Genomic DNA, 24,837 nt, shown 5'->3' with positions numbered 1-24,837 from the left:
TGTGTCGCCGCGTGGCGACAACGACGTTTCCCGGAAGTTACAGTTCCCGCTGCGTCGAAGTGACCCGATCGGTGAATGTCCTCCTCGCCGACGGGGACGGGTTCTAGGCTGGTGTGATGGTGCCTGTCGTCGTCGACGAGACAAGAGATCTCGACCTGGTCAGCGCGCTTCTCGCCCAGGCCTTCGCCGATGACCCGGTCGTGGTCTGGCTCCACCCGGACCGCTCGAGGCACCTCCCGCTGTTCCGCACACTGGTCCGCCGGAGCCACGGCGTGAAGGCGACCTTCGATCTCGCCCTCCGCGACGGCCAGCCGGTCGGCGCCGCGGCCTGGGACCCGCCGGGTCACAAGATCTCGGCCCGGGCCCAGGTGTTGTCGACGCTCGAGTTCATGCGCGCGCTCGGCTCCCGGGCCATGCGGGGGATGAAGCTCGAGGAGGAGTTCGCCAGGCGACGCCCGAAGGAGCCGCACTGGTATCTGGGACAGGTCGGCACGCCGGTCCAGGGTGCCGGGATCGGTTCGGCCCTGCTCCGGCACCGCCTCGAACGGATCGAGGGGCCGGCATACCTGGAGTCGTCGAACGCCCTCAACGTCCCGCTGTACGAGCGGTTCGGCTTCGAGGTCACCGAGGAGTTCGAACTCCCCGACGACGGACCGAAGGTGTGGGCGATGTACCGGCCCATGCGCTGACGGCGCCCCGGCCGCCGGCGGCCGGCGAGGGCCACCAGGGCGTTCGGGCGGGCGGGTCCGGCTGTCGGCGCACATCACTAGACTCTGCGACGTGAGTCCAGCGCAGAGTTCCCCGGCAGCAACCCGTACCGGCAGCAAGGGCAAGACCAGGCAACCGGTCCTCATGCTCCTCGACGGTCATTCCCTGGCATATAGGGCGTTCTTCGCGCTGCCGGCCGAGAACTTCAAGACCCACTCCGGACAGACGACCAACGCGGTCTACGGCTTCACCTCGATGCTCATCAACCTGCTGCGCGACGAGGAGCCCACCCACATCGCGGCGGCCTTCGACGTCTCGCGCAAGACGTTCCGCTCGGAGATGTACCCCGAATACAAGGCCCAGCGGGCGAAGTCCCCGGACGAGTTCTCCGGGCAGGTGGAGCTCACCAAGGAGGTGCTCGACGCCCTCGGGGTCACGGTGCTGGCGATGGAGGGCTACGAGGCCGACGACATCATCGCCACCCTGGCGACGCAGGCCCGTGAGCAGGGATACAAGGTGCTCATCGTCACCGGCGACCGCGACTCGCTTCAGCTCGTCGACCCGTCGACCACCGTGCTGTACCCGCGCAAGGGCGTCTCCGATCTCACCCGGTTCACCCCGGAGGAGGTCGAGAAGAAGTACGGTCTCACGCCGACCCAATATCCCGACTACGCGGCGCTGCGGGGCGACCCGAGCGACAACCTGCCCGGCATCCCGGGCGTTGGGGAGAAGACCGCCTCGAAGTGGATCCGCGAGTACGGCTCGCTGGCCGCCCTCGTCGACCACGTCGACGAGGTGAAGGGCAAGGTCGGTGACGCGCTGCGCGCGAACCTCGCCTCGGTGCAGACCAACCGCCAGCTCACCGAACTCGTGCGCGACATGCAGCTGCCCGTCGGACCCGACGACCTCGCGATGGTCGGCTGGGACCGCGACCGCATCCACCAGCTCTTCGACGACCTCGAATTCCGCGTCCTGCGCGACCGCCTGTTCTCCACGCTGAGTTCCGTCGAGCCCGAGGCCGAGGCGGGCTTCGCCCTCGACGGGTCGATCCTCGGCGCGGGGGAGGTGGCGTCCTGGCTGAACGAGCACGCGCGCACCGGCCGCAGCGGCCTCGCCGTGACGGCGCCGCATGTCGTCGTCGGCTCCGATCCCGCCGGCCTGGCGATCGCCGCGGCCGACGGCGCGTCGGCGTACATCGACGTGACCACGCTGAACCCGGAAGACGATGCGGCACTGGCCGCCTGGCTCGCCGACCCGGAGGCGCTCAAGGCGGTGCACGAGGCGAAGTGGGCCGTCCACGCATTGCGTTCGCGCGGTTGGCAACTCGCCGGCGTCACCAGCGACACCTCGCTGGCGGCCTACCTCGTGCGGCCCGGCCAGCGGACCTTCAACCTCGACGATCTCGCCCTGCGGTACCTGCGTCGTGAGCTGCGCGCCGACACCGGAGCCGGTGAGGGTCAGATGTCGCTGCTCGACGACGACACCGACGGCAAGGTCGCCGAACAGCACATGCTCGAGGCGCGTGCGGTCCAGGAACTCGCCGACACCCTCGACACCGAACTCGAGCGCATCGACTCCAAGCCGCTGCTCACCGACATGGAGCTGCCGCTGTCGTTCGTGCTCGCCGATCTCGAGGCCGCGGGCATCGCGGTCGACGTCGACCACTTCAACGCCCTCGCCCAGATGTTCAACGACCGTATCCGGGCGGCCGCCGAAGCGGCGTACGAGGTGATCGGCGAGCAGATCAACCTTGGCTCGCCCAAGCAGCTGCAGGCGGTGCTGTTCGACAAGCTCGACATGCCGAAGACCAAGAAGACCAAGACCGGCTACACCACCGACGCCGACGCGCTGCAGTCGCTGTACGAGAAGACCGAGCACCCGTTCCTCGCCCACCTGCTCGAGCACCGCGACGCCACCCGGCTGAAGGTGACCGTCGACGGCCTGCTCAAATCGGTCGCCGACGACGGGCGCATCCACACCACCTTCAACCAGACGGTTGCCGCCACCGGCCGCCTGTCGTCGACCGAGCCCAACCTGCAGAACATCCCGGTGCGCACCCAGGCCGGGCGCGAGATCCGGCGCGGCTTCATCGTCGGATCGGATCCGGCCACCGGCACCGACTTCGAATGCCTGATGACCGCCGACTACAGCCAGATCGAGATGCGCATCATGGCGCACCTGTCGGAGGACGAGGGTCTCATCGAGGCGTTCAACACCGGTGAGGACCTGCACAACTTCGTCGGGTCGCGCGCGTTCGGCGTCCCGATCGACGAGGTGACCACCGAGATGCGCCACCGCGTCAAGGCCATGTCGTACGGACTCGCCTATGGTCTGTCCGCCTTCGGGCTCGCCGCGCAGCTGAAGATCAGCCGCGAAGAGGCCAAGGAACAGATGGAGCAGTACTTCGCCCGGTTCGGCGGCGTGCGCGACTACCTGCAGAACGTGGTGACCGAGGCCCGGCGCAACGAGTACACCGCGACGCTGTTCGGGCGCCGCCGCTACCTGCCGGATCTCAACAGCGACAACTGGCAGCGCCGCCAGGCCGCCGAGCGGATGGCGCTCAACGCGCCGATCCAGGGCACGGCCGCCGACATCATCAAGGTGGCGATGCTCAACGTCCACAAGCGCCTGGCCGCGGAGAAGCTGCGCTCGCGCATGCTGCTGCAGGTCCACGACGAGCTCGTCGTGGAGGTCGCCGCCGGTGAGCGGGACGCCGTGGAGAAGCTGGTGCGTGAGGAGATGGGCAACGCCATCACCCTGTCGGTCCCGCTCGAGGTGTCGGTCGGGTTCGGCCGGTCCTGGGACGACGCGGCGCACTGATGGCGTCGCCGCGCACGATCGGGGTCCTCCACGGAGACGGGATCGGTCCGGAGATCGTGCCCGCGGCGATCGCGGTCGCCGATGCCGCGGCCCGAGCCGAGGGCGTCGAGATCGAGTGGCGTGAACTGCCCTTCGGTGCCACGGCGATCGCGACGCACGGTAACCCCGTCCCGGACGAGACCCTGACCGCTCTCGACGGCCTGGGCCTGTTCGTGGTCGGGCCCCATGACTCGGCGTCCTACCCGGCCGAATCGAAGAGCCCGACACCGGGGGCCGTTCTGCGCGGCCGGTACGGGCTGTTCGCGAATCTCCGCCCGGCCAAGGCATTTTCGGGTGTCGCCGCGACGACACCCGACATCGACGTGCTGATCGTGCGGGAGAACTCCGAGGGTCTCTACGCCGACCGCAACATGGCCGTCGGCAGCGGCGAGTTCATGCCGACCCCCGACGTCGCGCTGGCGGTGGGACTCGTCACCCGGGCGGCGTCGGAGCGCATCGCGCGAGTCGCTTTCGAATCGGCACGCGAGCGGGCCGCGGCCCGGACTCCGGGCACCCGGAGGCCGGGCCGGGTGACGGTCGTGCACAAGGCGAACGTGCTGCGGATGACCACCGGCCTGTTCCGCGACGTGTGCCTGGAGGTCGCCGAGGAGTTCCCCGACGTCGAGGTCGACGACAAGCACGTCGACGCGATGGCGGCCCTCTTGGTGCGGCGCCCGGCGGACTTCGACGTCGTCGTCACCGAGAACCTCTTCGGCGACGTGCTCTCGGACCTTGCCGGCGAACTCGCCGGTTCCCTCGGCATCGCCGGTTCGGTGAACTGCTCGCGGACCCAGGTCATGGCCCAGGCCTCTCACGGCGCCGCCCCCGACATCGCCGGCCGCGGAGTCGCCAACCCGACGGCGATGATCGTGTCGGTGTCGATGGGCTTCCGCCGGTACGGGATCATGACCGACGACGCCGCCCTCGTCCGCGCGGCCGACCGCATCGACACGGCCGTTTCGACGACCTTCGCGTCGTCGGTCGCGACCGCCGACCTCGGCGGCACCGCCTCGCCGGGGGAGTTCGCGGACGCGGTGATCGACCGGCTGAACCAGGCGTGACCACGGCGTGAGCGCCCGTGACCGACCGACGTGCGAGCCGTGCCCGCTGGGGCGCGACACGAGAGACGCGCGAGAGTACATGCGCGAACACGCGGGTGTCCGGCCGGCGAACCCGACGCGAACTAGAGTGAGTTGGTCTGACCTGGTGACCGAGGACGAAGGGATGTGTTTGTGACACGGGCCTCGACACAGGGCTACCGGCGTTCGCGTCGGCCGAGAGGTGCGGCGGCGCGCCGGATGCGGATGTGGGGGTGCCTGCTGGTGGCCCTCGCCCTTGCCGTCACCGGGTGCGTGAACAACGAAGAACGCGAGCGCGCCAACCAGGTGACGCCGATCGACGTCGACGTGCAGAAGGTGCCACAGATCGCCGCGCTCGTCCCGCCCGAGATCGCGAGGACCGGCAGACTCGTGATCGGGGTGAACGTGCCGTACCAGCCCAACGAGTTCAAGGGACCCGACGGCCGGATCATCGGCTACGACGTCGATCTCATGAACGCCGTCGCCAAGGTGCTCGGCCTGACCCCGGAATACCAGGAGTCGCAGTTCGACACCATCATCCCGTCGGTGCAGGCGGGGACGTACCAGGTGGGCATGTCGTCGTTCACCGACACACTCGAGCGGGAGAAGCAGGTCGACTTCGTGACCTACTACAGCGCGGGTGTGCAGTGGGCGCAGGCGGCTGACTCCGACGAGGACATCGACCCGTCGAACGCCTGCGGCAAGCGCGTTGCCGTGCAGACCACCACCTACGAGGACACCGACGAGATCCCCGCCAAGAGCGCCGAGTGCAAGGCGAAGGGACTCGAGCCGATCGACAAGGTGAAGTTCGACAGCCAGGACGAGGTGGTCAACGCGCTGATCCTGGGCCGGGTCGACGCGATGTCGGCGGACTCGCCGGTCACCGCCTATGCGATCAAGCGCACGAACGGGAAGCTGAGGCCGGCCGGCGAGGTGTTCGACTCCGCGCCCTACGGCTGGGCGGTCCGCAAGGGATCGTCGCTGGCACCCGCGATGCAGAAGGCCGTGCAATACCTCATGGACAACGGACAGTACGAAGAGATCGCGGCCAACTGGGGGCTGCAGGAGGGCATGATCGATGTCTCCGTCATCAACGGGGCGGTGAGCTGAGATGACCTCACCGAACCCCGACACCGTCGCCGGCGAGCCCGAACCGATCAAGGCGGTGCCGCTGCGTCACCCGGGGCAGTGGGTCGCCGCGGCGATCATCATCGTCCTCGCGGCCCTGTTCGTCTACGGCGCCGCCACGAACGAGGCGTACGCCTGGGGCACCTACGGGCGGTACCTGTTCGATCAGCGCGTGATGTCCGGTGTGGGGTACACCCTCGCCCTGACCGTGCTGTCGATGGTCATCGCGATCGTCCTCGGTGTGGTCCTCGCCGTCATGCGGCTCTCGCCGAACCCGGTGCTGCGCGGAACCGCGTGGGTGTACCTGTGGGTCTTCCGCGGCACCCCGGTGTACGTGCAGCTGGTGTTCTGGGGCCTGTTCCCCGCGATCTACAAGAAGATCGACCTGGGCATCCCGTTCGTCCACCAGTTCGCCCGCCCACATCGACATCCAGACCCTCAATGCCGCATTCCTGTTCGCGGTGATCGGCCTGGGCCTGAACGAGGCCGCGTACATGGCCGAGATCGTGCGCGCGGGCGTGTCGTCGGTGGGCGAGGGACAAGTGGAGGCCTCGGTCGCGCTGGGCATGTCGTGGTCGCAGACGATGCGCCGCACCGTCCTGCCGCAGGCGATGCGCGTCATCATCCCGCCCACCGGCAACGAGCTGATCTCCATGCTCAAGACCACCAGCCTGGTGGCGGCCGTGCCGCTGACGCTCGACCTCTACGGCCGTGTGCGGGACATCTCGGGCGTCAACTTCGAGCCGATCCCGCTGCTGATGGTCGCCTCGACCTGGTACCTGATCGTCACCAGCATCCTGATGGTCGGCCAGTTCTATCTGGAGCGCTACTACGCGAAAGGCGCCACGCGTGCGCTGACCGCCCGGCAGCTCAAGGCGATGGCCGCCGAGGACGCGACCGACGCCGGCGGCGCAGCAGGTGGTCCGGGCGCCGGCCGTACGACCGGGGGAGAGAACGCATGACATCCAGCGCTGCGACGCCCGCTGCGGAAACGCCCATGGTCCTCGCCGACCGGGTGTGCAAGAGCTTCGGGTCGGTCCAGGTCCTCAAGGGGATCTCCCTGGAGGTGCCGCGGGGCACGGTGACGTGTCTGATCGGTCCGTCCGGATCGGGCAAGTCGACGTTCTTGCGGTGCATCAACCACCTCGAGGTCGTCAACGCCGGGCGCCTGTACGTCGACGGCGACCTGATCGGATACCGCGAACGCAACGGCAAACTGTACGAACTGAGCCCGAAAGACGCTGCCGCACAGCGCCGCGACATCGGCATGGTGTTCCAGCACTTCAACCTCTTCCCGCACCGGACCGTTCTCGAGAACGTCATCGAGGCGCCGATCCTGGTCAAGAAGAAGTCGCGCGCCGAGGCCGTCGAACGGGCCGAATACCTGCTCGACCGCGTGGGTCTGGCCAATCGGGCCGACGCCTACCCGGCCCAGCTGTCGGGTGGCCAGCAGCAGCGCGTGGCGATCGCCCGCGCCCTCGCGATGGACCCCAAGCTGATGCTCTTCGACGAGCCGACCTCCGCGCTCGACCCGGAGCTCGTCGGCGACGTGCTGAAGGTGATGCGTGAGCTCGCCGCGTCGGGCATGACGATGATGGTCGTCACCCACGAGATGGGCTTCGCACGCGAGGTGGCCGACCAGCTGGTCTTCATGGACGGCGGCGTGGTCGTCGAGAAGGGCGACCCGCGCGAGCTGCTCGCCGATCCGCGGGAGGAGCGGACGCGCTCGTTCCTGTCGAAGTTGCTCTGAGGCAGGCTTCTCCGGCGCGGGAAGGTGTGCGCCGCACCCAGGACCCTGCTCGACATCGCCACGCAGCGCACCGAGCAGATGCGCGGCGTCGGGGTCATGCGCGAGGATCGCCAGATCCCCGCCGTGGCGCCCGCTTCGATGTGCGCGGGGTGACCGCCGCGGTCACCGACCCCGAGGGCCGCCTGCGCGATTCGGGTCCGCTCGCGAGCGGGCGGCCCGCCGGTGTCACTCCGGCTTGTGGCTGCAGAAGATCGCGGTACCGGGGAAGTACTTGCCGCGGAACGGACTCCACTGTCCCCATTCGCGATCGTGGTCGTCGGGCCACTCGGGTTCGATGATGTCGTCGAGGATGAAACCGGCGGCCCGGAGTTCGCGTACCCGGTCGCCGATGGTCCGGTGGTGTTCGACGTAGGTGATGGTGCCGTTGTCGTCGGTCTCGGTGTACGGCGTGCGGTTGAAGTAGGGAATCCTCACCGTGAGACCGTCCGGGCCGGGGTCGTCGAGGAACATCCACCGCATCGGATGGTTGACCGCGAAGACCCACCGGCCTCCGGGCTCGAGCACGCGCGCGACCTCGGCCATCACGCCGGCCGAATCGGCGACGAAGGGGATCGCCCCGAACGCCGAGCACGCGATGTCGAAGGACTCGTCGGCGAACGGCAGAGCCTCTGCGGTCGCCTGGACCAGCGGGGTGCGCACCTCGTCGGCGGCCATGGCGTCGAGGCCGATGCCGAGCATGCGGCGGGAGATGTCGACACCGACCGCGTGCGCGCCGTGCGCGGTGAGCCAGCGGGCGCACGGCGCCGAACCGCAGCCGATCTCCAGGATCGTCCGGCCCTCGATCTCGCCGAGGAGGCCCCACTCGGCCTCCCGCACACCTTCCGGGCACCAGACGAAATCGCCGCCGCCGGTGTAGGTGCCCAGGAACTCGCCGTGCTCCTCGTGATAGGCCTGCGCGTCGTGATCCCACCACCATCGGCTGGCCCGGTCGCTGGTCGCGGAGTCCACGTCGCCGAGCAGGCGCGGCGGCCGGACCTGGGCGTCGGCGGAGTGTTCGTCCGGGGTGGCGGGCATGGGAGTGATGATATGCGGTGTCTCACCTCGTGCGGATCACGCCGTCTTCAGCTCGTAGAACCGGAAGAACGCGAAGTCCCGGATCGGTAGGACCTCCACGGCGGTGTACCCGGCGTCGAGGGCGTATTTCGCGAGTGTCGACGGACGGATGACCCTGCCGGTGGCGACCGACGGTGGCGAACTCATCGAGTCCGGCAGGCACACGAAGAGCGAGAACGCGTACATCAGACGATCGAGTTCGTCTGCGGGACCGGCGAACTCGGCGCTGACAGCCTCGTCCATCACGATCATCGGCGCGCCCGGTGCCAGTGCCTCGCGCACCGACGCCAGCACGTCGACGGGCCGGGCATGTCGTGGATGCACTCGAAGGCGAACGCCGCGTCGTACGGCCCGTGGGGCTTGGCGTCCTCGCCGCCTGCGACCTCGAACGTCACCCGATCGCTCAGACTCGCGGATTCGGCGTTGGCCCTTGCCATGTCGACGGAGTCGGCGTCGATGTCCAGTCCGACGAGGGTGGCGTCCGGGTAGGCGCGGGCGAGTGCGAGGGTCGAGTATCCGGCCCCGAACCCGACGTCGAGAATCCGTGCGCCCGGGCAGGACAGGATCTCGTGGAGGTGGCCGACCTCGGCGAGCGCGGGCGCCGGCCGGGTCTCGAACCACGGCCTGTTGAGCGCGGCCTGCGACTCGCGCGCGTCCGCGCCGAACTGCTCCCAGCTGACGCCCCCGCCGTGTCGGTAGGCCTCGAGGAGTTCCGGCAGCCTGGCGAACGACGCGGCGAACATCCGTGGGAGCGCACCGAGGTAGTCGAGACTGCCGGTGTCGGTGAGGACCTCGGCGATGCCGGGGGCGATGTCGAATCTCGGCGGCGTCGTGGACAGGTCCACATCGAGGATCGAGGACGCGGCCTGCATCTCGAGCCACTCGCGGGCATACCGCTCGTCGGTGCCGGTCTGAGAGGCGAGGTCGGCAGCGGTGAGCGGGCCGTGGTCGGCGAGGCACCGGTACCACCCCAGGCGCTCCCCGAGGTAGACGCTCATGGTCTCGGCGGTGGCGAGGGCGGAGGCCAGGAGGCGTCCGGCGAAATCCTCGGCGCTCGGTGCGGAGGTGGCGCGATCAGGGTGCTCGGGATCGTTCGCTGTGATCGCCATGCTGTGACGATGGCACCAGCTGCTTTCATGCAGGTCACAGAATGGTTGTGACTCGGTGGTCGAGAGTCGGGCCGCTCAGCAGGACCGGCCGGCGACGACGTGCTCGGCCTTTGCGTCGGGGTCCCAGCGGCGGACGGCGGTGAAGGTGCACCGCCGGCTGGGTGGGCCGAGCGATTCGAGGTTCGCCAGCGCCTCGCCCACCTGGTGGTGGGTGAGACGCCGCGCCAGGGTGATGTGCGGGGTCCATGCGCCGGGGGCGACGTGGTCGAAGGTGCTCGGTTCCTCCGATCCAGCGGCGGCGTCGTCGGGGTGCACGGTGTGCGCGCGGATCGTCCGGGCGACCACAGCGTGCAGCGACAGCAACTCGGGGTTCGGGACCACGAGCAACGCCAGCACATGGCGTGACCCGTGGCCGAACACGATCGGCGCGCCGACGAACGCCGGCAACGGCAACCGCTGCGCGACGGGCGCGAGCGCGGCGTCGGCCGCCGCGGAGATGTGGCGTGCGGCGAGCAGGGTGACGTGGGGGCGGTTGGTATCCGAGCGGACCCGCTGCGCGCTCGGTAGCCCCACCTCGGCGAGCGCGGTCCAGCGTCGCCGCAACCAGGCGTCGGAGTCGTCGTCGGGTAGCAGCTCGATCGAATGTGCCACGGCCTCGAGTGTGAACCAGGACCGGCGTCGAGCGTGGCCGGATTGTCCGATCCGCGCGCCCCGGGCCTACACTCCGGTGCGCCGACGCGCCGCGCCCCCCGGGACGTACAGCAACCTCCCAGGTTCACCGCAGGGTGGCCGAAGCTTCACCTGCTGGAGTGGTCGAGTCCGTTGTCGCGATGAGATGGGCGCGTCCGGTCGGTCACGGACGGGCGGCACATGCCCGTACCGGGTCGTCGACGGTGGAGAGCGTTGGGAGAGAAGGGAGCGCGGTGGGCGTCGCCAGGTGGTTGCGGCGGAATCGGTCCGGCGAACAGGCGGGTGAGCGGGTCGACGAACAGACGGAGGCGCTTCTCTCGACCCCGCGGCCCCAGGGTTTTCAGGAGACGGCCAGCAGGCTCCACGCGTTCAACCGCTACGAGATCAAGTACTTCGTCGACGAGATGAAGGTGCCGGAGCTGCGTCGCGAGCTCGCGGCCCGGATGGATACCGATCCGCACTCACCGCACGGTGGTTACCCGGTGACCTCGCTGTACTACGACACCCCGGACCTGCGCTTCTACTGGGAGAAGATCGAGGGCCTGAAGTTCCGCCGCAAGCTGCGGATGCGCCTCTACGGGGACCCTGCCGAATGCACCGAGGACACCCCGGTGCAGATCGAGATCAAGCAACGGGTCAACCGCGTCACCCAGAAGCGGCGCACCGCCATGCCCTACGGCAGGGCCCGGAGTTGGCTCGACGAGCGCAAGGAGATCGACTGTGATGACTCGCAGCGTCCCTTCGTCGACGAGGTGACCACCCTCGTCGGCAACCTCGACCTGCGTCCCACCGTGACCACCGGGTACCTGCGGGAGGCGTTCGTGGGGCGCGACGCAGATCTCGGGCTCCGTGTCACCATCGACCACAAGGTCCACGGTCGGGACCGCGATTTCCACTTCGGGTCCGGGGCGCAGAACCGCTTCACGATCCCGCCCCGGCTGGCCATCGTCGAACTCAAGGCCAATGAGCGCGTGCCCTATTGGGCCACCGACCTGACCGCCCGGATGAACATGTCGGTCGTCCGGATCTCCAAGTACTGCCAGTCGATCGAGGCGTTCGGCCTCGCCCCCCGATCGATCCTGGGCGCCCCGGAACTGATAGTGCCTCCCGACGTCGACGATCGGGTCCCCGATGACGTGTTCGACACGTACCCGACTCACACCGTGTAGTTAATTCTGAAAGAAGACAATGAATTTCGATTTCCAAGACCTGAGCGGCACGTTCACGACACTCGACATCGTCGTGGCGCTGTCGCTGTCGTTCGTGTTGTCGTCGATCATCGGCTGGGTCTACAAGTTCACGCACCGGAACGTCTCCTACAGCCAGTCCTACGTGCAGACGCTCGTGATCGTCGGCATGGTCATCTCGCTGGTCATGCTCGTGGTCGGCTCCAACATCGCGCGAGCCTTCGCCCTGGTCGGCGCACTGTCGGTCGTGCGATTCCGCAACGCCATCAAGGAGACCCGCGACGTCGGGTTCATCTTCCTGGTGATGGCCGTCGGCATGACGACCGGCACGCGGTTCTACGTGCTCGCGGTCGCGGCCACCATCGCGATCTGCCTCGTCATCGTGCTGATGAGCAAGTTCAACTGGTTCAAGCTCGACGTCCAGCGCCAGGTCGTGAAGGTGCAGGTCCCGCCGGAGCAGGAGTTCACCGCACGCGTCGAGGACGTGCTCATCGACAAGTGCAAGGAGTTCGAGCTCGTCTCGACCGAGGCGGTGCGGGCCGGGGCGCTGAACGAGCTGTACTACACGGCGCAGTTGAAGAAGGGCGTCAAACCGGCGGAACTCATCTCGGCGCTGAGCGCGGTCAACACCGGCCAGCGTGTCACCGTTCTCACCGGCTACGACCAGACCGACATCTAGACGACGATGGGCGACAGCGATCCGAACGACGTCGCATCCGCCGACACCGGCAGCGACACCGTGGCCGATCCCCGGCCGGCGCCCCCGCGCCGGCGTCTCCGTCACCGCATCCCGCGTTCGCTTAGACAGCACTGGAAACTCCCGGTGGCGCTGGCGGCCTTCGTGATCGTGATGGCGACCGTGTTCGGCGGCTGGAAGATGAGCCCGCTCATCACCGGCGACCCGGCGGTCGTCACGTCGGAGATCACCGACGACGTCGCGGGCACGGTCGACCTCTTCGATCCGTCGGTCCCGCACGAGCTCACGATCGAGATGAGCGACGCCGAGTACCGGTCGATGTTGTCGTCCTTCGAGAAGGACGGCAGCAAGGAATGGGTGTCGGCCCGGGTCGTCATCGACGGCACCCGACTCGACGACGTGGCGGTGCGGCTCAAGGGCAACTCGACGCTCATGGGGCTGCGCGGGGACCGCGGCGGCCGGCCGGGAGGGCCGGGTGCACCACCGGGGGCGCCGGGCGGTGGAGCGCCGCAGGGGCCCGACGCGCAGGTCGGACCGCAGCCACCTTTCCAGACCGATCCTGCGGACATGGAACGGATGCGGAAGATGATGACGCAGGTCGACAAGAACGACCCGACCTCGTTGCCGCTGCTGCTGAGCTTCGACGAGAACGTCGAGGGCCGCGCCTACCAGGGCATGACCGAACTGTCGGTCCGTCCCGGCAGCCCCGTCGTCAACGAGGCGACCGCGCTGACCCTCACCGCCCGCACCGGTCAGCCGTCGCAGCGGTACGCCTACGTCGCCTACACGATCAACGGCAGCCCGACGGCGACGAAGCTCGTGCTCGAGCACCCCGACGAGAGCTACGCGGAGCGGCTGTTCGACTCGAAGGGCTACCTCTACAAGGCCGACGCCGGTTCCCGGTTGAAGTACGTCGGCGAGGACCAGTCCGACTACTCCGGGCAGTTCAAGCAGATCAACTCCGCCGACAACGGCAACCTGCAACCGGTCATCGATCTCGCGCGATGGCTCGACCGGGCGAGCGACGAGGAGTTCGCCCGAGACCTGCACGAGTGGGTCGACGTCGAGGCCTTCGCGCGGTACGTCGCCACCCAGAACCTGCTGGGCAACGGGGACGACATGAGCGGCCCCGGCCAGAACTACTACCTCTGGTACGACCTCGAGGCCGAGAAGTTCACGGTGATCTCCTGGGACCTCAACCTCGCCATGGCCGGCGACCCGACCATCGGTCCGGACGACGAGGTGTCGATCGGGCCGATGCGGGCTCGCGCCGCCGAGGGAACGGGGCCGGCGGTCGCTCCGGGGCAGGTCCCGGCCGATGCGACGGGCAGGCCGGGCGCCGGCGCACCCGCGGACGCACGGGTTCCGGTGCCGGGGGAGGCACCCGGGCCGGCGGAGCAGAACCCGGCCGCGCGGTTCCCCGGCGGCGACGGTCCGCCGGCCGGCGGACCGGGCGGCCGTTTACCCGGTATGCGGGACGTCAAGAACCCCCTCAAGGTCCGCTTCCTCGCCCAGGCGACGAAACCGGGCGGGGCGTTCACCGAGCTGTATCACTCGGCGTACTGGGACCTCTACGACAGGATCTACGCGGACGGCCTGGCCGACGAGGTACTCGACGCGATCGCCGCGGAGCTGCCGGTGACCGACCGGATGACCGCGCAGGAGGCCTCGGAGTCCGTCGACAGCCTCCGGGCGTGGATCACACGCCGGTCCGCCGCACTCGCATCTCAGCGCGGATGAGCGGTGCCCTGCGACGGCATTTGTGCAGCACAACGCGTCTGGAGTAGGCTTGACGAACGCGCGTGCGCACTACTGCGCGCGATAGGCGCGAGCCCCGGTCGGCAAGCTCTTGACCAGGGGTTTCGCACCGAGACACACGTCAAGAACTGTACCTACTACACACCTGTCCGGAGCAACTCAACATATGTCGTCCCCCACGATCTCCTCGCCGCAAGTAGCCGTCAATGACATCGGCACGGCAGAGGACTTCCTCGCCGCCATCGACTCCACGATCAAGTACTTCAACGATGGCGACATCGTGGAAGGCACCATCGTCAAGGTCGATCGGGACGAGGTTCTGCTCGACATCGGTTACAAGACCGAAGGCGTCATTCCCTCTCGCGAACTGTCGATCAAGCACGACGTCGATCCCCATGAGGTCGTCAGCGTCGGTGACGAGGTCGAGGCCCTGGTCCTCACCAAGGAGGACAAAGAAGGCCGTCTGATCCTCTCCAAGAAGCGTGCGCAGTACGAGCGGGCGTGGGGCACCATCGAGGAGCTCAAGGAGAAGGACGAGGCCGTCAAGGGCACCGTCATCGAGGTCGTCAAGGGCGGCCTGATCCTGGACATCGGCCTGCGCGGCTTCCTCCCGGCATCGCTCGTGGAGATGCGTCGCGTCCGCGATCTGCAGCCGTACATCGGCAAGGAGATCGAGGCCAAGATCATCGAGCTCGACAAGAACCGCAACAACGTGGTCCTGTCGCGCCGTGCATGGCTCGAGCAGACCCAGTCCGAGGTCCGCAGCGAGTTCCTGCACCAGCTGCAGAAGGGCCAGGTCCGCAAGGGCGTCGTGTCCTCGATCGTCAACTTCGGTGCGTTCGTCGATCTCGGCGGCGTCGACGGTCTGGTCCACGTCTCCGAGCTCTCCTGGAAGCACATCGACCACCCGTCCGAGGTCGTCGCCGTGGGCGACGAGGTCACCGTCGAGGTCCTCGACGTCGATCTGGACCGCGAGCGCGTGTCGCTGTCGCTCAAGGCCACCCAGGAAGACCCGTGGCGTCAGTTCGCCCGCACCCACGCGATCGGCCAGATCGTCCCGGGCAAGGTCACCAAGCTGGTGCCGTTCGGTGCGTTCGTCCGCGTCGACGAGGGCATCGAGGGTCTGGTCCACATCTCGGAGCTCGCCGAGCGCCACGTCGAGGTCCCGGATCAGGTCGTCGCGGTCGGCGACGATGCGATGGTCAAGGTCATCGACATCGATCTCGAGCGTCGTCGCATCTCGCTGAGCCTCAAGCAGGCCAACGAGGACTACACCGAGGAGTTCGACCCCTCGAAGTACGGCATGGCCGACAGCTACGACGAGCAGGGCAACTACATCTTCCCCGAGGGCTTCGATCCCGAGACCAACGAATGGCTCGAGGGCTACGAGAAGCAGCGTGAGGCATGGGAGGCCCGCTACGCCGAGGCCGAGCGTCGTCACAAGATGCACACCGCGCAGATCGAGAAGTTCGCGGCTGCTGCCGCCGAGGCGGCCAACGCCCCGAGCGACTACTCGTCGGCGTCGGAGAGCCGTTCCTCGAGCTCCAGCTCGGGCGGTTCGCTCGCCAGCGACGAGCAGCTCGCCGCTCTGCGTGAGAAGCTGTCGGGCAACGCCTGACCCCTTCGCTGCCTGACGGCAGCGCGGTGAGCACACGAGAAGCCCTCCCGGGAAACCGGGAGGGCTTCTCGCATGTCTCCGGCCCCGTTCCGCGGGGCGGTTGCTGATACGGTGGGCGCAATCGTCACTCGGTACGCCGTACGAGATGAGGTCCCGATGCCACCCGCCGACGACGCCCGCACGCTCGTGCGGCTGCTGTGGCGTTCGGGTCCGGAGGCCGACGCCCGTCCGCGCCGTGGACCGAAGCAGCGGGTCTCGGTCGACGAGATCGTCGACACCGCCGTGGATCTCGCGGATCGCAACGGCCTCGACGCCGTGTCCATGCGAGCGCTTGCGACCGCGCTCGGAATCGGCCCGATGAGCCTCTACACCTACGTACCGTCCCGGGATGTCCTCGTCGCCCTGATGATCGACCGGGTCGCCACCGATCATCCGATGCCGGAACCGGCCACGACGCCGGCGGAATCGCTGGCGGCCATCGCCCGCGCGCTCCGCGACGAACTCCTCGCGCACCCCTGGCTGCTCGACGCCCCGCCGTGGCGTCATGTGCTCGGCCCCAACGGGCTCGCTCGGTACGAACGGCAGCTGGAGGCCCTCGAGTCCGCCGACCTCCCGGATCTCGACCGGGACCGAATCCTCAGCGTCCTCACGTCGTTCGTGGTCGGCAACGCGCGCGAGGCCGTCTCGGCGCGGACAGCGCCGTCGCGGAGCGGGATGAGCGATGCCGAGTGGTGGGAGGCCGTCGCCCCGGAATTGGACGCGGTGATCCCGGACGGCGCGTATCCGCTGGCCAACCGGGTGGGGTCAGCTGCGGGAGAGCTGTATCAGGCACCGGGGGCGCCGGCCGAGGTGTTCGAGTTCGGGCTGGCGCGACTTCTCGACGGGTTGAGACCGCTTCTCGGGGAGTGACACACGGTCTGGTGCCGCCTGCTTCCGGACTGATGCATTGTTGACAATAATTGTCATTAAGCGGTTCGATGTCCCGGTGTTCACATCACCGACAAGACTCATCCGATCCGTCCTCGCCGTCTCCGCGGCCGCCGTGGTCCTGGCGGGCTGTTCCGGCACGGACTCCCACCATGGCGAGGTTGCATCGCCCTCGTCCGGCCCCGTCGAACAGCGCAGCGCCACACCGCGTCTCGCGCTCAGCCACGACGGTGGCATCCTCGTGCTCGACGCGCAGTCGCTCGATCAGGTCGCCGATCTCCCCGTCGACGGGTTTGTCCGACTCACCAGTGCGGGCGACGGTCGGCACGTCCTGGTCTCGGAAGCCGGGGGGTTCCGGGTTCTCGACATGGGCACCTGGACGCGCAGGCACGGCGACCACGGGCATCACCAGACCGCCGAGCCCGCACTCACCGAGATGCGTTTCGGCGCAGACGAACCCGGGCACGTCGTGGTCCACGACTCACGGATCACACTGTTCAGCGACGGCACCGGGCAGGTCGACATCGTCGAACCCGCGGAACTCATGCGCGGCAAGGCCGTCTCGACGACTTTCACGTTGCCGCAACCGCACCACGGCGTCGCGGTCTTCCGTGGCGACGGGACGGTGGTCGTCACCCGTGGTGACGAGGAGAAGCGCACCGGCATCGCGATCCTCGACGCCTCCCGCAAGGAGATCGCACGCAACGACGAATGCCCCGGCGTGCACGGCGAGGCCGCGGCCGCCGACGGGCGCCTGACCTTCGGCTGTGAGAACGGCATCCTCGTCGTCGACGACACAGACATCCGGAAGGTCGACAGCCCGGATCCCTATGGGCGCATCGGAAACCAGGCGGGAGACGACTCCTCGCCGATCGTGCTCGGCGACTACAAGAGCGACCCGGACGCCGACATCGAGCGGCCCACCCGGATCTCGCTGACCGATACGCGCACCGGCCGGCTCCGCCTCGTGGACCTCGGCACCTCCTACAGCTTCCGGTCCCTGGAGCGTGGGCCCGGCGGTTCCGCGGTCGTCCTCGGCTCCGACGGGGCGCTGCACCTCGTCGACGTCGAAACCGGTGAGCGCACCGCCCGGATCCCGGTGATCGGGCAGTGGACCGAGCCCGACGAGTGGCAGTCGCCGATGCCGAATGTGGCCGTGCAGGACGGGATCGCCTACGTCAGCGATCCGGGTGCGAAGCGGATCGTCGCGGTCGACCTGACCTCGCGACAGAAGATCGCCGAGGCGGACGTGCCGCACGAGACCATCGAGCTGGTGGCCGTCACGGGCTGATCCCGGCGACTCGACCGTGTGTGGCCCCGGCCGGATCCGTGTGCCGGTGTGACCCGGCGCCGACGCGGTTTGTCAGACTGGAGGGCGTGATCAGGCTGGGGCTGACCGGCGGTATCGGGGCCGGTAAATCGACAGTGGCGAAGACCTTCGTCGAGCGGGGCGCGTACATCATCGACGCGGACAAGATCGCGCGCGAGGTCGTGGAACCCGGGACCGAGGGGCTCGAGAAACTGGTGGAGGCGTTCGGTTCGGACATCCTGTCGGCCGACGGCAGCCTCGATCGTCCTGCCCTGGCGGCGAAGGCGTTCGTCGACGAGGAGTCCCGGAAGAAGCTCAACGCCATCACGCACCCGCTGATCGGTGCGCGCACGCAGGAGCTCCTCGAGGCGGCGCCCGAGGACGCGGTCGTCGTCCAGGACATCCCGCTGCTGGTGGAGAACCACACCGCGCCGTTCTTCCACCTCGTGGTGATCGTCCATGCCGATGAGGACGTCCGGCTCCATCGCCTGACCACGATGCGCGGCGTCGACGAGGCGGACGCTCGGGCCCGCATCGCCGCGCAGGCCACCGAGGAGCAGCGGCGGGCCGTCGCCGACGTCTGGCTCGACAACTCCGGGACGCCCGAGGAACTCGCCGCGGCGGCCGCGGAGGTGTGGGACAGGCGCCTGGTCCCGTTCGAGGCGAACGTCCGTGCCCGACGCGCCGCGGAACCCGACCCCGAACTCATCGCACTCGAGCCGAACCCGGATGGCCCGTCGGCCCGCGTCGTCAACCGGCTATGGGCGATCGCCGGTGAACGGGCCGCGGCCGTCGAGGTGGTCGACGCGGAGAAGGTGCAGTTGCGGATCGTGGCGCGTGATGGCGCGGCGGCGGAGCAGCTGACCGATCTGCTCGCGGTCGGCGGGTTCGCGCCGGCGGAGCCGGGGGTCTACCGGTCGTGCGATCCCGGTCGTCCGGCGACGGTCGTCGTCGAGACCGCCTGACCACCGTCACCGGCATCCGCCAGATCTGACTACGAATGTTGCCAGATCTGGCCACAGCCGGGTTCCCGTCCTGCTAGTTTGCTGATCACAGGGGCCGGCGGGCGGTCGTACGACGCGCCGCCTGCCCTGTGCTCGGTGGACGGCTACTAAAGGTGAGGAGCACGGTATGTGGGGTTCGGGGCTCGTCAAGCGGACGCGGATCCTGTTCGGGGCGGCCGCATTCGGTGCGGCGATCGCGACAGGCGTGGTCACGGCTGCGCCCGCGAACGCGACGCTGCAGGCGATCGCGGTCGACTCGCTGCCCGGCTACGGATCGTCGTCCAACGGGTCGACCAACTATGCGATGTACGGGGCGGGTTGCGCCTACAGGCTGTCGGTGCTGGTGGGGGATCCGCGCTCGGCGAAGTCCAATCTCAAGGTCACCGACACCGTGAACGGCCGGACGGTCACCGTCTACGACCGCAAGCCGCAGACCGTCGAGGTCAAGCCCATCTGGCGGCCGGCCACGCCGGGCCGCCACGTGCTGACCGCCACGCTCGACGGTGCGGTCAAGACCCGGACGGTCACCGTGGGCGCGGGAATCCAGTTGCCGCAGTTCATCCGGAACGGCACGTGCTTCGTGCTGCCGACGTACTGAGCGTCAGGACGGCCCCGGCCGATGGTCGGAGAACATGACGACGCCGCCGACCTCGGCGTCGAGCCACGCCTGCACACCACCGTGCGTGGCGGCGCCCACCAGGGCCCGGGTCGCGATCTCGATCGCCTGCACGCACTGGTCGATGTCGAGGTGGCCGCAGCGATGGGCCTCGAAGACCTCGTCGACGTCGATGAGCTGCAGGGGCGACCCGGGCTCGTCGACGAGGTCGAGGTACCAGTCCTCGGCAAACCATCGGCCCTGCTCGTCGGGACCGTGGAACCGGCCGACGTCCAGATAGAGCCGCTGGTTCGCCCGGTATCCGCCCTGGTAGTGAAAGATGTTGGCGCGCAGCCCGAGTGATGGGAGGAGCCAGGACTCGAGGTGGTCGAACCGGGGATGCCCCGGTGCCGGTCGCGACATGTAGAGCCCGAAGTCGGTGACGCGGTACTCGTCGACCCGCCGCACGAAACCCTTGTTGTCCGTGTTCGTCATCGCCGGCACGTCGAACACCTCGCGCTTGGGCGGATGCATCGGGTGGGCGGCGACCGGCGAGGCGGCGGGACCGCTGTTGCTCGTCATGGCACCGAATCTAGTCAGTTGGGCAGCGGTTCTCAGGGTGAAATCGGTGGAGATCTCCCGGGTTCCACCGGATGTGCCGCGGGTCCCGCCGGACGCATGGTCGACAGATGAGCTCTGTCCCGGCTGCCGGCGCCACGCGGGCGCGCGTCGCCACCCGTTCCCGGCGCGGCACCCCGACACCCGCGCGGCAGGGGCGACAACTGCTGTTGTGGATTCACATCCTCTCCTCGGTGAGCTGGATGAGTCAGGCCCTCGCCCTGCTGGTGCTGCTGTCCCGGGGCGGAACCGAGGGCGCGGTCGCCGCGCACGTCCTCGACACGACGGTTCTGGTCATCTCCGCCAACGTGTCCGCGATGTCGGGTTTCCTGCTCTCCTCGACGACGCCCTGGGGCTTCTTCCTCCACCGGTGGGTGCTGGTGAAGTTCCTCATCACCGTCGCGTAGCTCGTGGTCGGCATCGCGGTGCTCTCACCCCGCCTGAACGAGGTCGCTGACCGGGCCGCGGCCGACGGCCAGGTGACCGTCCCGACGGGCCTGCTGATCTCCACGGTGATCATGGCGTCGCTGATCGCCTTCCAGGGGTGGGTGTCGGTGGCCAAGCCCTGGCCGCGGGTGCCCGGACGGTCGCGGACGAAGGCGCCGGTGCCGCGGCCGGGGATCGTGGCGGCGGCACCCGTCGCGCTCGTGGGTGACGTCCTGGTCTTCGCGATCCTCGGCCAGCCGATCCCGGTCTGCTCGCTGACGGCGCTGATCGCCGCGCTCGTCGGGCGCAGGGACGGTCGGCGGGAGGCCGAGCGCGCGGGAACATCGGTGTCGTGACGCGCGTTTACCCTGGCATCATGGCCTTTGCAGCAGAACGTCCCGTGCTCGCTCATTCCGAGTTCCGTCCGATCGGCGAGGTCGAGCGCACCGGCGGCCGGTTCGAGGTGGTCAGCGAATACGAGCCGGCCGGCGACCAGCCCGCCGCCATCGCCGAGCTGACCCGGCGGATCAAGGCGGGGGAGAAGGACATCGTGCTCCTCGGTGCCACCGGCACCGGCAAGTCGGCGACCACCGCCTGGCTGATCGAGCAGGTGCAGCGCCCGACGCTGGTGATGGCCCCGAACAAGACGCTCGCCGCGCAGCTCGCGAACGAGCTCCGGGAGATGCTGCCCAACAACGCCGTCGAGTACTTCGTCTCGTACTACGACTACTACCAACCCGAGGCGTACATCGCGCAGACCGACACCTACATCGAGAAGGACTCCTCGATCAACGACGACGTCGAGCGGCTGCGCCATTCGGCCACCTCGAGCCTGCTGTCCCGCCGCGACGTCGTCGTGGTCGCGTCGGTGTCGTGCATCTACGGCCTCGGTACGCCGCAGTCCTACCTCGACCGCTCGGTGCAGCTCGAGGTCGGGCAGGAGATCGACCGCGATGCGCTGCTCCGGCTCCTCGTCGACGTGCAGTACACGCGCAACGACCTGTCGTTCACCCGCGGCAGCTTCCGCGTGCGCGGCGACACCGTCGAGATCATCCCCTCCTACGAGGAGCTCGCGGTCCGCATCGAGTTCTTCGGCGACGAGGTGGAGGCGCTCTACTACCTGCACCCGCTCACCGGGGACGTGGTCCGTCAGGTCGATTCGCTGCGCATCTTCCCCGCCACGCACTATGTCGCCGGTCCCGAGCGCATGGAGCGGGCGATGGCCTCCATCGAGGCGGAGCTCGAGGAACGTCTGGCCGAACTCGAGGCGAAGGGCAAACTGCTCGAGGCACAGCGTCTTCGCATGCGGACCACCTACGACCTCGAGATGATGCGACAGGTCGGCTTCTGCTCGGGTATCGAGAACTACTCGCGCCACATCGACGGTCGGTCGGCGGGCAGCGCGCCCGCGACGCTGATCGACTACTTCCCGGACGACTTCCTGCTCGTCATCGACGAGTCGCACGTGACCGTGCCGCAGATCGGCGGCATGTACGAGGGCGACATGTCGCGCAAGCGCAACCTGGTCGAGTACGGCTTCCGCCTGCCGTCCGCGATGGACAACCGTCCGCTGACCTGGGACGAGTTCGTCGACCGCATCGGCCAGACCGTCTACCTGTCGGCGACGCCGGGACCGTACGAACTCGGCCAGTCCAACGGCGAGTTCGTCGAGCAGGTCATCCGCCCGACCGGCCTCGTCGACCCGAAGGTCGTGGTCAAGCCGACCAAGGGGCAGATCGACGACCTGGTCCACGAGATCAGGCAGCGCACCGAGCGGGACGAACGCGTCCTCGTCACGACCCTCACCAAGAAGATGGCCGAGGACCTCACCGACTATCTGCTCGAACTCGGCATCCGCGTGCGCTACCTGCACTCGGAGGTCGACACCCTGCGGCGCGTGGAGCTCCTGCGCCAGCTGCGGTCGGGCGAGTACGACGTCCTCATCGGAATCAACCTGCTCCGCGAGGGTCTCGACCTCCCGGAGGTCTCGCTCGTGGCCATCCTCGACGCCGACAAGGAGGGCTTCCTGCGCAGCACGACCTCGCTGATCCAGACGATCGGCCGTGCCGCCCGCAACGTCTCGGGCGAGGTGCACATGTACGCCGACAAGATCACCGACTCGATGCGCAACGCGATCGACGAGACGGAACGACGCCGCGAGAAGCAGATCGCCTACAACAAGGAACACGGCATCGATCCGCAGCCGCTGCGCAAGAAGATCGCCGACATTCTCGACCAGGTGTACCGCGAGGCGGAGGACGAGGCCGTCGCCGTCGGCGGATCGGGACGCAACGCGAGCCGCGGGCGTCGTGCGCAGGGCGAGGTGTCCAAGGCCGGCAGCGCCGGGGTCATCGAGAAGCGCGACGTGTCGACGATGCCGCGCGCCGAGCTCGCCGACCTCATCGCACAACTCACCGAGCAGATGATGAGTGCGGCCCGAGACCTCCAGTTCGAGCTCGCCGGCCGCCTGCGCGACGAGATCGCCGAACTGAAGAAGGAACTCCGCGGCATGGACGCGGCCGGGATCAAGTAGCGGCGCGGCCGGCGTGACCGACGCCGAACACGCCGGTTCATGTGCGGAAAGCCACGATCCGGGGGACAGGCGGGCCGTGGCAAACTAGTGTCCCGATGAAAGATCCCTGCAGTTTGGGGACCAACGAACGCCTCGCTGATGGGCAGCGGGGCGAATTCATGTCGGAGGTTGGGATGAGCGCATACGAGACCATCGTCGTCGGTACCGACGGCTCGGAGTCGTCGCTGAAGGCGGTGGAGCGTGCGGGGGCACTCGCAGGGGCTGACGGTGCACAGCTGGTGATCGCATGCGCGTACTTCCCGAACGAGCGTGGTGCCGGTGAGGCCGCCGACATCCTCAAGGACGAGGCATATCAGGTCACCGGGTCCTACCCGACCGAGGAGATCCTGCGCACCGCCAAGGAGCGCGCGGTGGCCGCCGGTGCGACCACCGTCGTCCAGCGTCCCGTCAAGGGCGCCCCGGTGGACGCGCTGCTCCAGCTCGTCAACGACGTCAAGGCCGACCTGCTCGTCGTCGGTAACCGCGGCCTCAACTCGATCGCCGGCCGGCTGCTCGGCTCGGTGCCCGCCGATGTCGCGCGCAAGTCGTCCTGCGACGTCCTGATCGTGCACACCACCGGCTAGCCGCCGCACGACGCATCGTCGTGAGTCCCCGCCTCAGCGGGCGTCCGGGAAACCTCCCGCGCGTCCGAGGAGGGCGGGGACTTCCTTTTCCAGCGCCGCGCCCAGCCAACCGGCCGCCTCGACGAGGGCGCCCATGTCGACGCCGGTGGTGACGCCGGACCGGTCGAGTGCGTAGACGAGGTCCTCGGAGGCGATGTTGCCCGTGGCGGCGGGGGCGAACGGACATCCCCCGAAGCCGCCGATCGAGGCGTCGAGCGCACTCGCCCCCGCGTCGAATGCGGTGAGCGCGTTTGCATATCCGGTGTTACGGGTGTTGTGGAAGTGCCAGCGCTGGGGGATGCCCGGGGCTCGCGCCGCGGTCAGTTCGGCAAGGTCGCGGACCTGGGCTGGGACGCCGACCCCGATGGTGTCGGCGAGCGCGATCTCGTCGGGCGCCTCGCCGTCGGTGAGGCGGGCGACGATGTCGCCGATCAGGTCCGGGGCCACTTCGCCCGCGAACGGGCAACCGAACGCGACCGCCACGGTGACGGTGGTGGCGAGCCCGGCCTTCTTGGCGTCGCGCACCACATCGATCGCCGCGGCGATCCCCTCGTCGACGCTGCAGCCCTGGTTACGCCGGCTGAACTCCTCGGTCGCGGGGACGACCGCATTCACCTCGTCGACCCCGGCGGTGAGAGCGCGCTCGAGGCCTCGCCGGTTGAGGACCAGCCCGATGTAGGAAACCCCGTCGGTGCGGGGAACCTGTGCCATCACCTCTTCGGCGCCCGCCATCTGCGGGACGCGCTTGGGATTGACGAAGCTGACCGCCTCGACGCGACCGACGCCGGCGTCGACGGCGCGGGCGATGAGTTCCACCTTGTCGTCGACCGTGAGGATCTTCTGCTCGTTCTGGAGGCCGTCGCGCGGACCGACCTCGACCAACTGCACGCTCGTCATCCCCCAATCTTGCCCCGCGGCGGATGTCCGATGCGACCGGGTCGCCCATCTTTTCCGCTGTCGGTCGAACGGCCTAATTCGGTGGGGCCGGTAACGATTCGGAACGGGCCAGAGTGGCTGCAGGAGACTCGTGTGACTCATGTGGTCACACGAGCCCCAAATCGGCCTGC

At 68.6% G+C, this 24,837-nt stretch carries 22 protein-coding genes and 2 pseudogenes; 19 read left to right on the top strand and 5 right to left on the bottom strand.

The window, feature by feature from the left end:
* Nucleotides 1-116: 116 nt before the first annotated feature.
* The 7 genes and pseudogenes from E1P53_RS00265 to E1P53_RS20910 all read left to right on the top strand — a co-directional run bounded on the left by E1P53_RS00265 (nucleotide 117) and on the right by E1P53_RS20910 (nucleotide 7,677).
* A complete protein-coding gene (locus E1P53_RS00265; protein WP_131733136.1) occupies nucleotides 117-689 on the top strand; it encodes a GNAT family N-acetyltransferase in 573 nt (190 codons plus the stop codon).
* Between the two features lie 91 nt (nucleotides 690-780).
* Nucleotides 781-3,528: a DNA polymerase I gene (gene polA, locus E1P53_RS00260; protein WP_131733135.1), complete on the top strand. Its 2,748-nt coding sequence runs from the start codon at nucleotides 781-783 to the stop codon at nucleotides 3,526-3,528.
* Nucleotides 3,528-4,628: an isocitrate/isopropylmalate dehydrogenase family protein gene (locus E1P53_RS00255; RefSeq protein ID WP_131733134.1), complete on the top strand. Its 1,101-nt coding sequence runs from the start codon at nucleotides 3,528-3,530 to the stop codon at nucleotides 4,626-4,628. Before polA ends, E1P53_RS00255 begins: the two co-directional genes overlap by 1 nt.
* A 237-nt stretch (nucleotides 4,629-4,865) precedes the next feature.
* The gene (locus tag E1P53_RS00250) at nucleotides 4,866-5,756 is read left to right on the top strand and encodes an ABC transporter substrate-binding protein (RefSeq protein WP_131733133.1); all 891 of its coding nucleotides are present in this window, start codon (nucleotides 4,866-4,868) and stop codon (nucleotides 5,754-5,756) included.
* A gap of 1 nt (nucleotide 5,757) precedes the next feature.
* Nucleotides 5,758-6,736, top strand: a pseudogene (locus E1P53_RS00245) (amino acid ABC transporter permease).
* 35 nt (nucleotides 6,737-6,771) lie between these two features.
* On the top strand, nucleotides 6,772-7,524 hold the full coding sequence (locus E1P53_RS00240) for an amino acid ABC transporter ATP-binding protein (protein ID WP_006899623.1): 753 nt from the start codon (nucleotides 6,772-6,774) through the stop codon (nucleotides 7,522-7,524).
* 24 nt (nucleotides 7,525-7,548) lie between these two features.
* Nucleotides 7,549-7,677 carry a hypothetical protein gene (locus tag E1P53_RS20910; RefSeq protein WP_280526240.1) on the top strand — a complete coding sequence of 43 codons (129 nt, stop codon included), beginning with the start codon at nucleotides 7,549-7,551 and terminating at the stop codon, nucleotides 7,675-7,677.
* A gap of 72 nt (nucleotides 7,678-7,749) precedes the next feature.
* On the opposite strand, the gene E1P53_RS00235 is transcribed toward E1P53_RS20910, so the two are convergent.
* The 3 genes and pseudogenes from E1P53_RS00235 to E1P53_RS00225 all read right to left on the bottom strand — a co-directional run bounded on the left by E1P53_RS00235 (nucleotide 7,750) and on the right by E1P53_RS00225 (nucleotide 10,397).
* Nucleotides 7,750-8,598 carry a class I SAM-dependent methyltransferase gene (locus E1P53_RS00235; protein ID WP_006899624.1) on the bottom strand — a complete coding sequence of 283 codons (849 nt, stop codon included), beginning with the start codon at nucleotides 8,596-8,598 and terminating at the stop codon, nucleotides 7,750-7,752.
* Between the two features lie 36 nt (nucleotides 8,599-8,634).
* Nucleotides 8,635-9,746, bottom strand: a pseudogene (locus E1P53_RS00230) (class I SAM-dependent methyltransferase).
* A gap of 75 nt (nucleotides 9,747-9,821) precedes the next feature.
* Complete coding sequence (locus E1P53_RS00225) at nucleotides 9,822-10,397, bottom strand: 2'-5' RNA ligase family protein (RefSeq protein ID WP_131733132.1); 576 nt, start codon at nucleotides 10,395-10,397, stop codon at nucleotides 9,822-9,824.
* A gap of 422 nt (nucleotides 10,398-10,819) precedes the next feature.
* Here E1P53_RS00225 and E1P53_RS00220 point away from each other — a divergent pair, with 422 nt between their 5' ends.
* The 8 genes from E1P53_RS00220 (at nucleotide 10,820) to E1P53_RS00185 (ending at nucleotide 19,534) form a co-directional block, all read left to right on the top strand.
* Entirely contained in the window at nucleotides 10,820-11,605 is a 786-nt protein-coding gene (locus E1P53_RS00220) for a polyphosphate polymerase domain-containing protein (protein WP_244941082.1), read from the top strand.
* Nucleotides 11,606-11,624: 19 nt separating this feature from the next.
* Nucleotides 11,625-12,302 carry a DUF4956 domain-containing protein gene (locus E1P53_RS00215; protein WP_006899629.1) on the top strand — a complete coding sequence of 226 codons (678 nt, stop codon included), beginning with the start codon at nucleotides 11,625-11,627 and terminating at the stop codon, nucleotides 12,300-12,302.
* 6 nt (nucleotides 12,303-12,308) lie between these two features.
* Nucleotides 12,309-14,060, top strand: a complete 1,752-nt coding sequence (locus E1P53_RS00210) for a CotH kinase family protein (RefSeq protein WP_131733131.1) — start codon at nucleotides 12,309-12,311, stop codon at nucleotides 14,058-14,060.
* 184 nt (nucleotides 14,061-14,244) lie between these two features.
* Nucleotides 14,245-15,696 carry a 30S ribosomal protein S1 gene (gene rpsA, locus E1P53_RS00205; protein WP_006902488.1) on the top strand — a complete coding sequence of 484 codons (1,452 nt, stop codon included), beginning with the start codon at nucleotides 14,245-14,247 and terminating at the stop codon, nucleotides 15,694-15,696.
* 156 nt (nucleotides 15,697-15,852) lie between these two features.
* Nucleotides 15,853-16,605 (top strand): TetR/AcrR family transcriptional regulator, encoded by a 753-nt coding sequence (locus E1P53_RS00200; protein WP_131733130.1) that lies wholly within the window; start codon nucleotides 15,853-15,855, stop codon nucleotides 16,603-16,605.
* A gap of 76 nt (nucleotides 16,606-16,681) precedes the next feature.
* Nucleotides 16,682-17,914 carry a zinc metallochaperone AztD gene (gene aztD, locus E1P53_RS00195; protein ID WP_131733129.1) on the top strand — a complete coding sequence of 411 codons (1,233 nt, stop codon included), beginning with the start codon at nucleotides 16,682-16,684 and terminating at the stop codon, nucleotides 17,912-17,914.
* Nucleotides 17,915-18,000: 86 nt separating this feature from the next.
* Nucleotides 18,001-18,897 carry a dephospho-CoA kinase gene (gene coaE / locus E1P53_RS00190; protein ID WP_006902491.1) on the top strand — a complete coding sequence of 299 codons (897 nt, stop codon included), beginning with the start codon at nucleotides 18,001-18,003 and terminating at the stop codon, nucleotides 18,895-18,897.
* 166 nt (nucleotides 18,898-19,063) lie between these two features.
* Nucleotides 19,064-19,534, top strand: coding sequence for a hypothetical protein (locus E1P53_RS00185; RefSeq protein WP_131733128.1), 471 nt, complete (start codon nucleotides 19,064-19,066; stop codon nucleotides 19,532-19,534).
* Nucleotides 19,535-19,537: 3 nt separating this feature from the next.
* Here the strand turns inward: E1P53_RS00185 and E1P53_RS00180 are convergent, their stop codons facing one another.
* Nucleotides 19,538-20,113 (bottom strand): ribonuclease FAU-1 family protein, encoded by a 576-nt coding sequence (locus E1P53_RS00180; protein ID WP_131733127.1) that lies wholly within the window; start codon nucleotides 20,111-20,113, stop codon nucleotides 19,538-19,540.
* Nucleotides 20,114-20,220: 107 nt separating this feature from the next.
* Between E1P53_RS00180 and E1P53_RS20610 the strand changes: the two genes are divergently transcribed.
* From E1P53_RS20610 to E1P53_RS00165, 4 genes are all read left to right on the top strand, one after another.
* Nucleotides 20,221-20,556, top strand: a complete 336-nt coding sequence (locus E1P53_RS20610) for a hypothetical protein (protein WP_244941077.1) — start codon at nucleotides 20,221-20,223, stop codon at nucleotides 20,554-20,556.
* A gap of 3 nt (nucleotides 20,557-20,559) precedes the next feature.
* Nucleotides 20,560-20,931, top strand: coding sequence for a hypothetical protein (locus tag E1P53_RS20605; RefSeq protein WP_244941076.1), 372 nt, complete (start codon nucleotides 20,560-20,562; stop codon nucleotides 20,929-20,931).
* Nucleotides 20,932-20,951: 20 nt separating this feature from the next.
* The gene (uvrB, locus tag E1P53_RS00170; protein ID WP_131733126.1) at nucleotides 20,952-23,108 is read left to right on the top strand and encodes an excinuclease ABC subunit UvrB; all 2,157 of its coding nucleotides are present in this window, start codon (nucleotides 20,952-20,954) and stop codon (nucleotides 23,106-23,108) included.
* A 173-nt stretch (nucleotides 23,109-23,281) separates the two neighbouring features.
* Nucleotides 23,282-23,731, top strand: a complete 450-nt coding sequence (locus E1P53_RS00165) for a universal stress protein (protein WP_006902496.1) — start codon at nucleotides 23,282-23,284, stop codon at nucleotides 23,729-23,731.
* A gap of 33 nt (nucleotides 23,732-23,764) precedes the next feature.
* Here the strand turns inward: E1P53_RS00165 and E1P53_RS00160 are convergent, their stop codons facing one another.
* Nucleotides 23,765-24,667 carry a hydroxymethylglutaryl-CoA lyase gene (locus tag E1P53_RS00160; protein ID WP_006902416.1) on the bottom strand — a complete coding sequence of 301 codons (903 nt, stop codon included), beginning with the start codon at nucleotides 24,665-24,667 and terminating at the stop codon, nucleotides 23,765-23,767.
* Between the last annotated feature and the right edge of the window lie 170 nt (nucleotides 24,668-24,837).

Source organism: Gordonia paraffinivorans, assembly GCF_900683595.1.
In the GTDB taxonomy this organism is placed as follows: domain Bacteria; phylum Actinomycetota; class Actinomycetes; order Mycobacteriales; family Mycobacteriaceae; genus Gordonia; species Gordonia paraffinivorans.
This window is presented reverse-complemented; position numbering and strand designations above follow the sequence as displayed.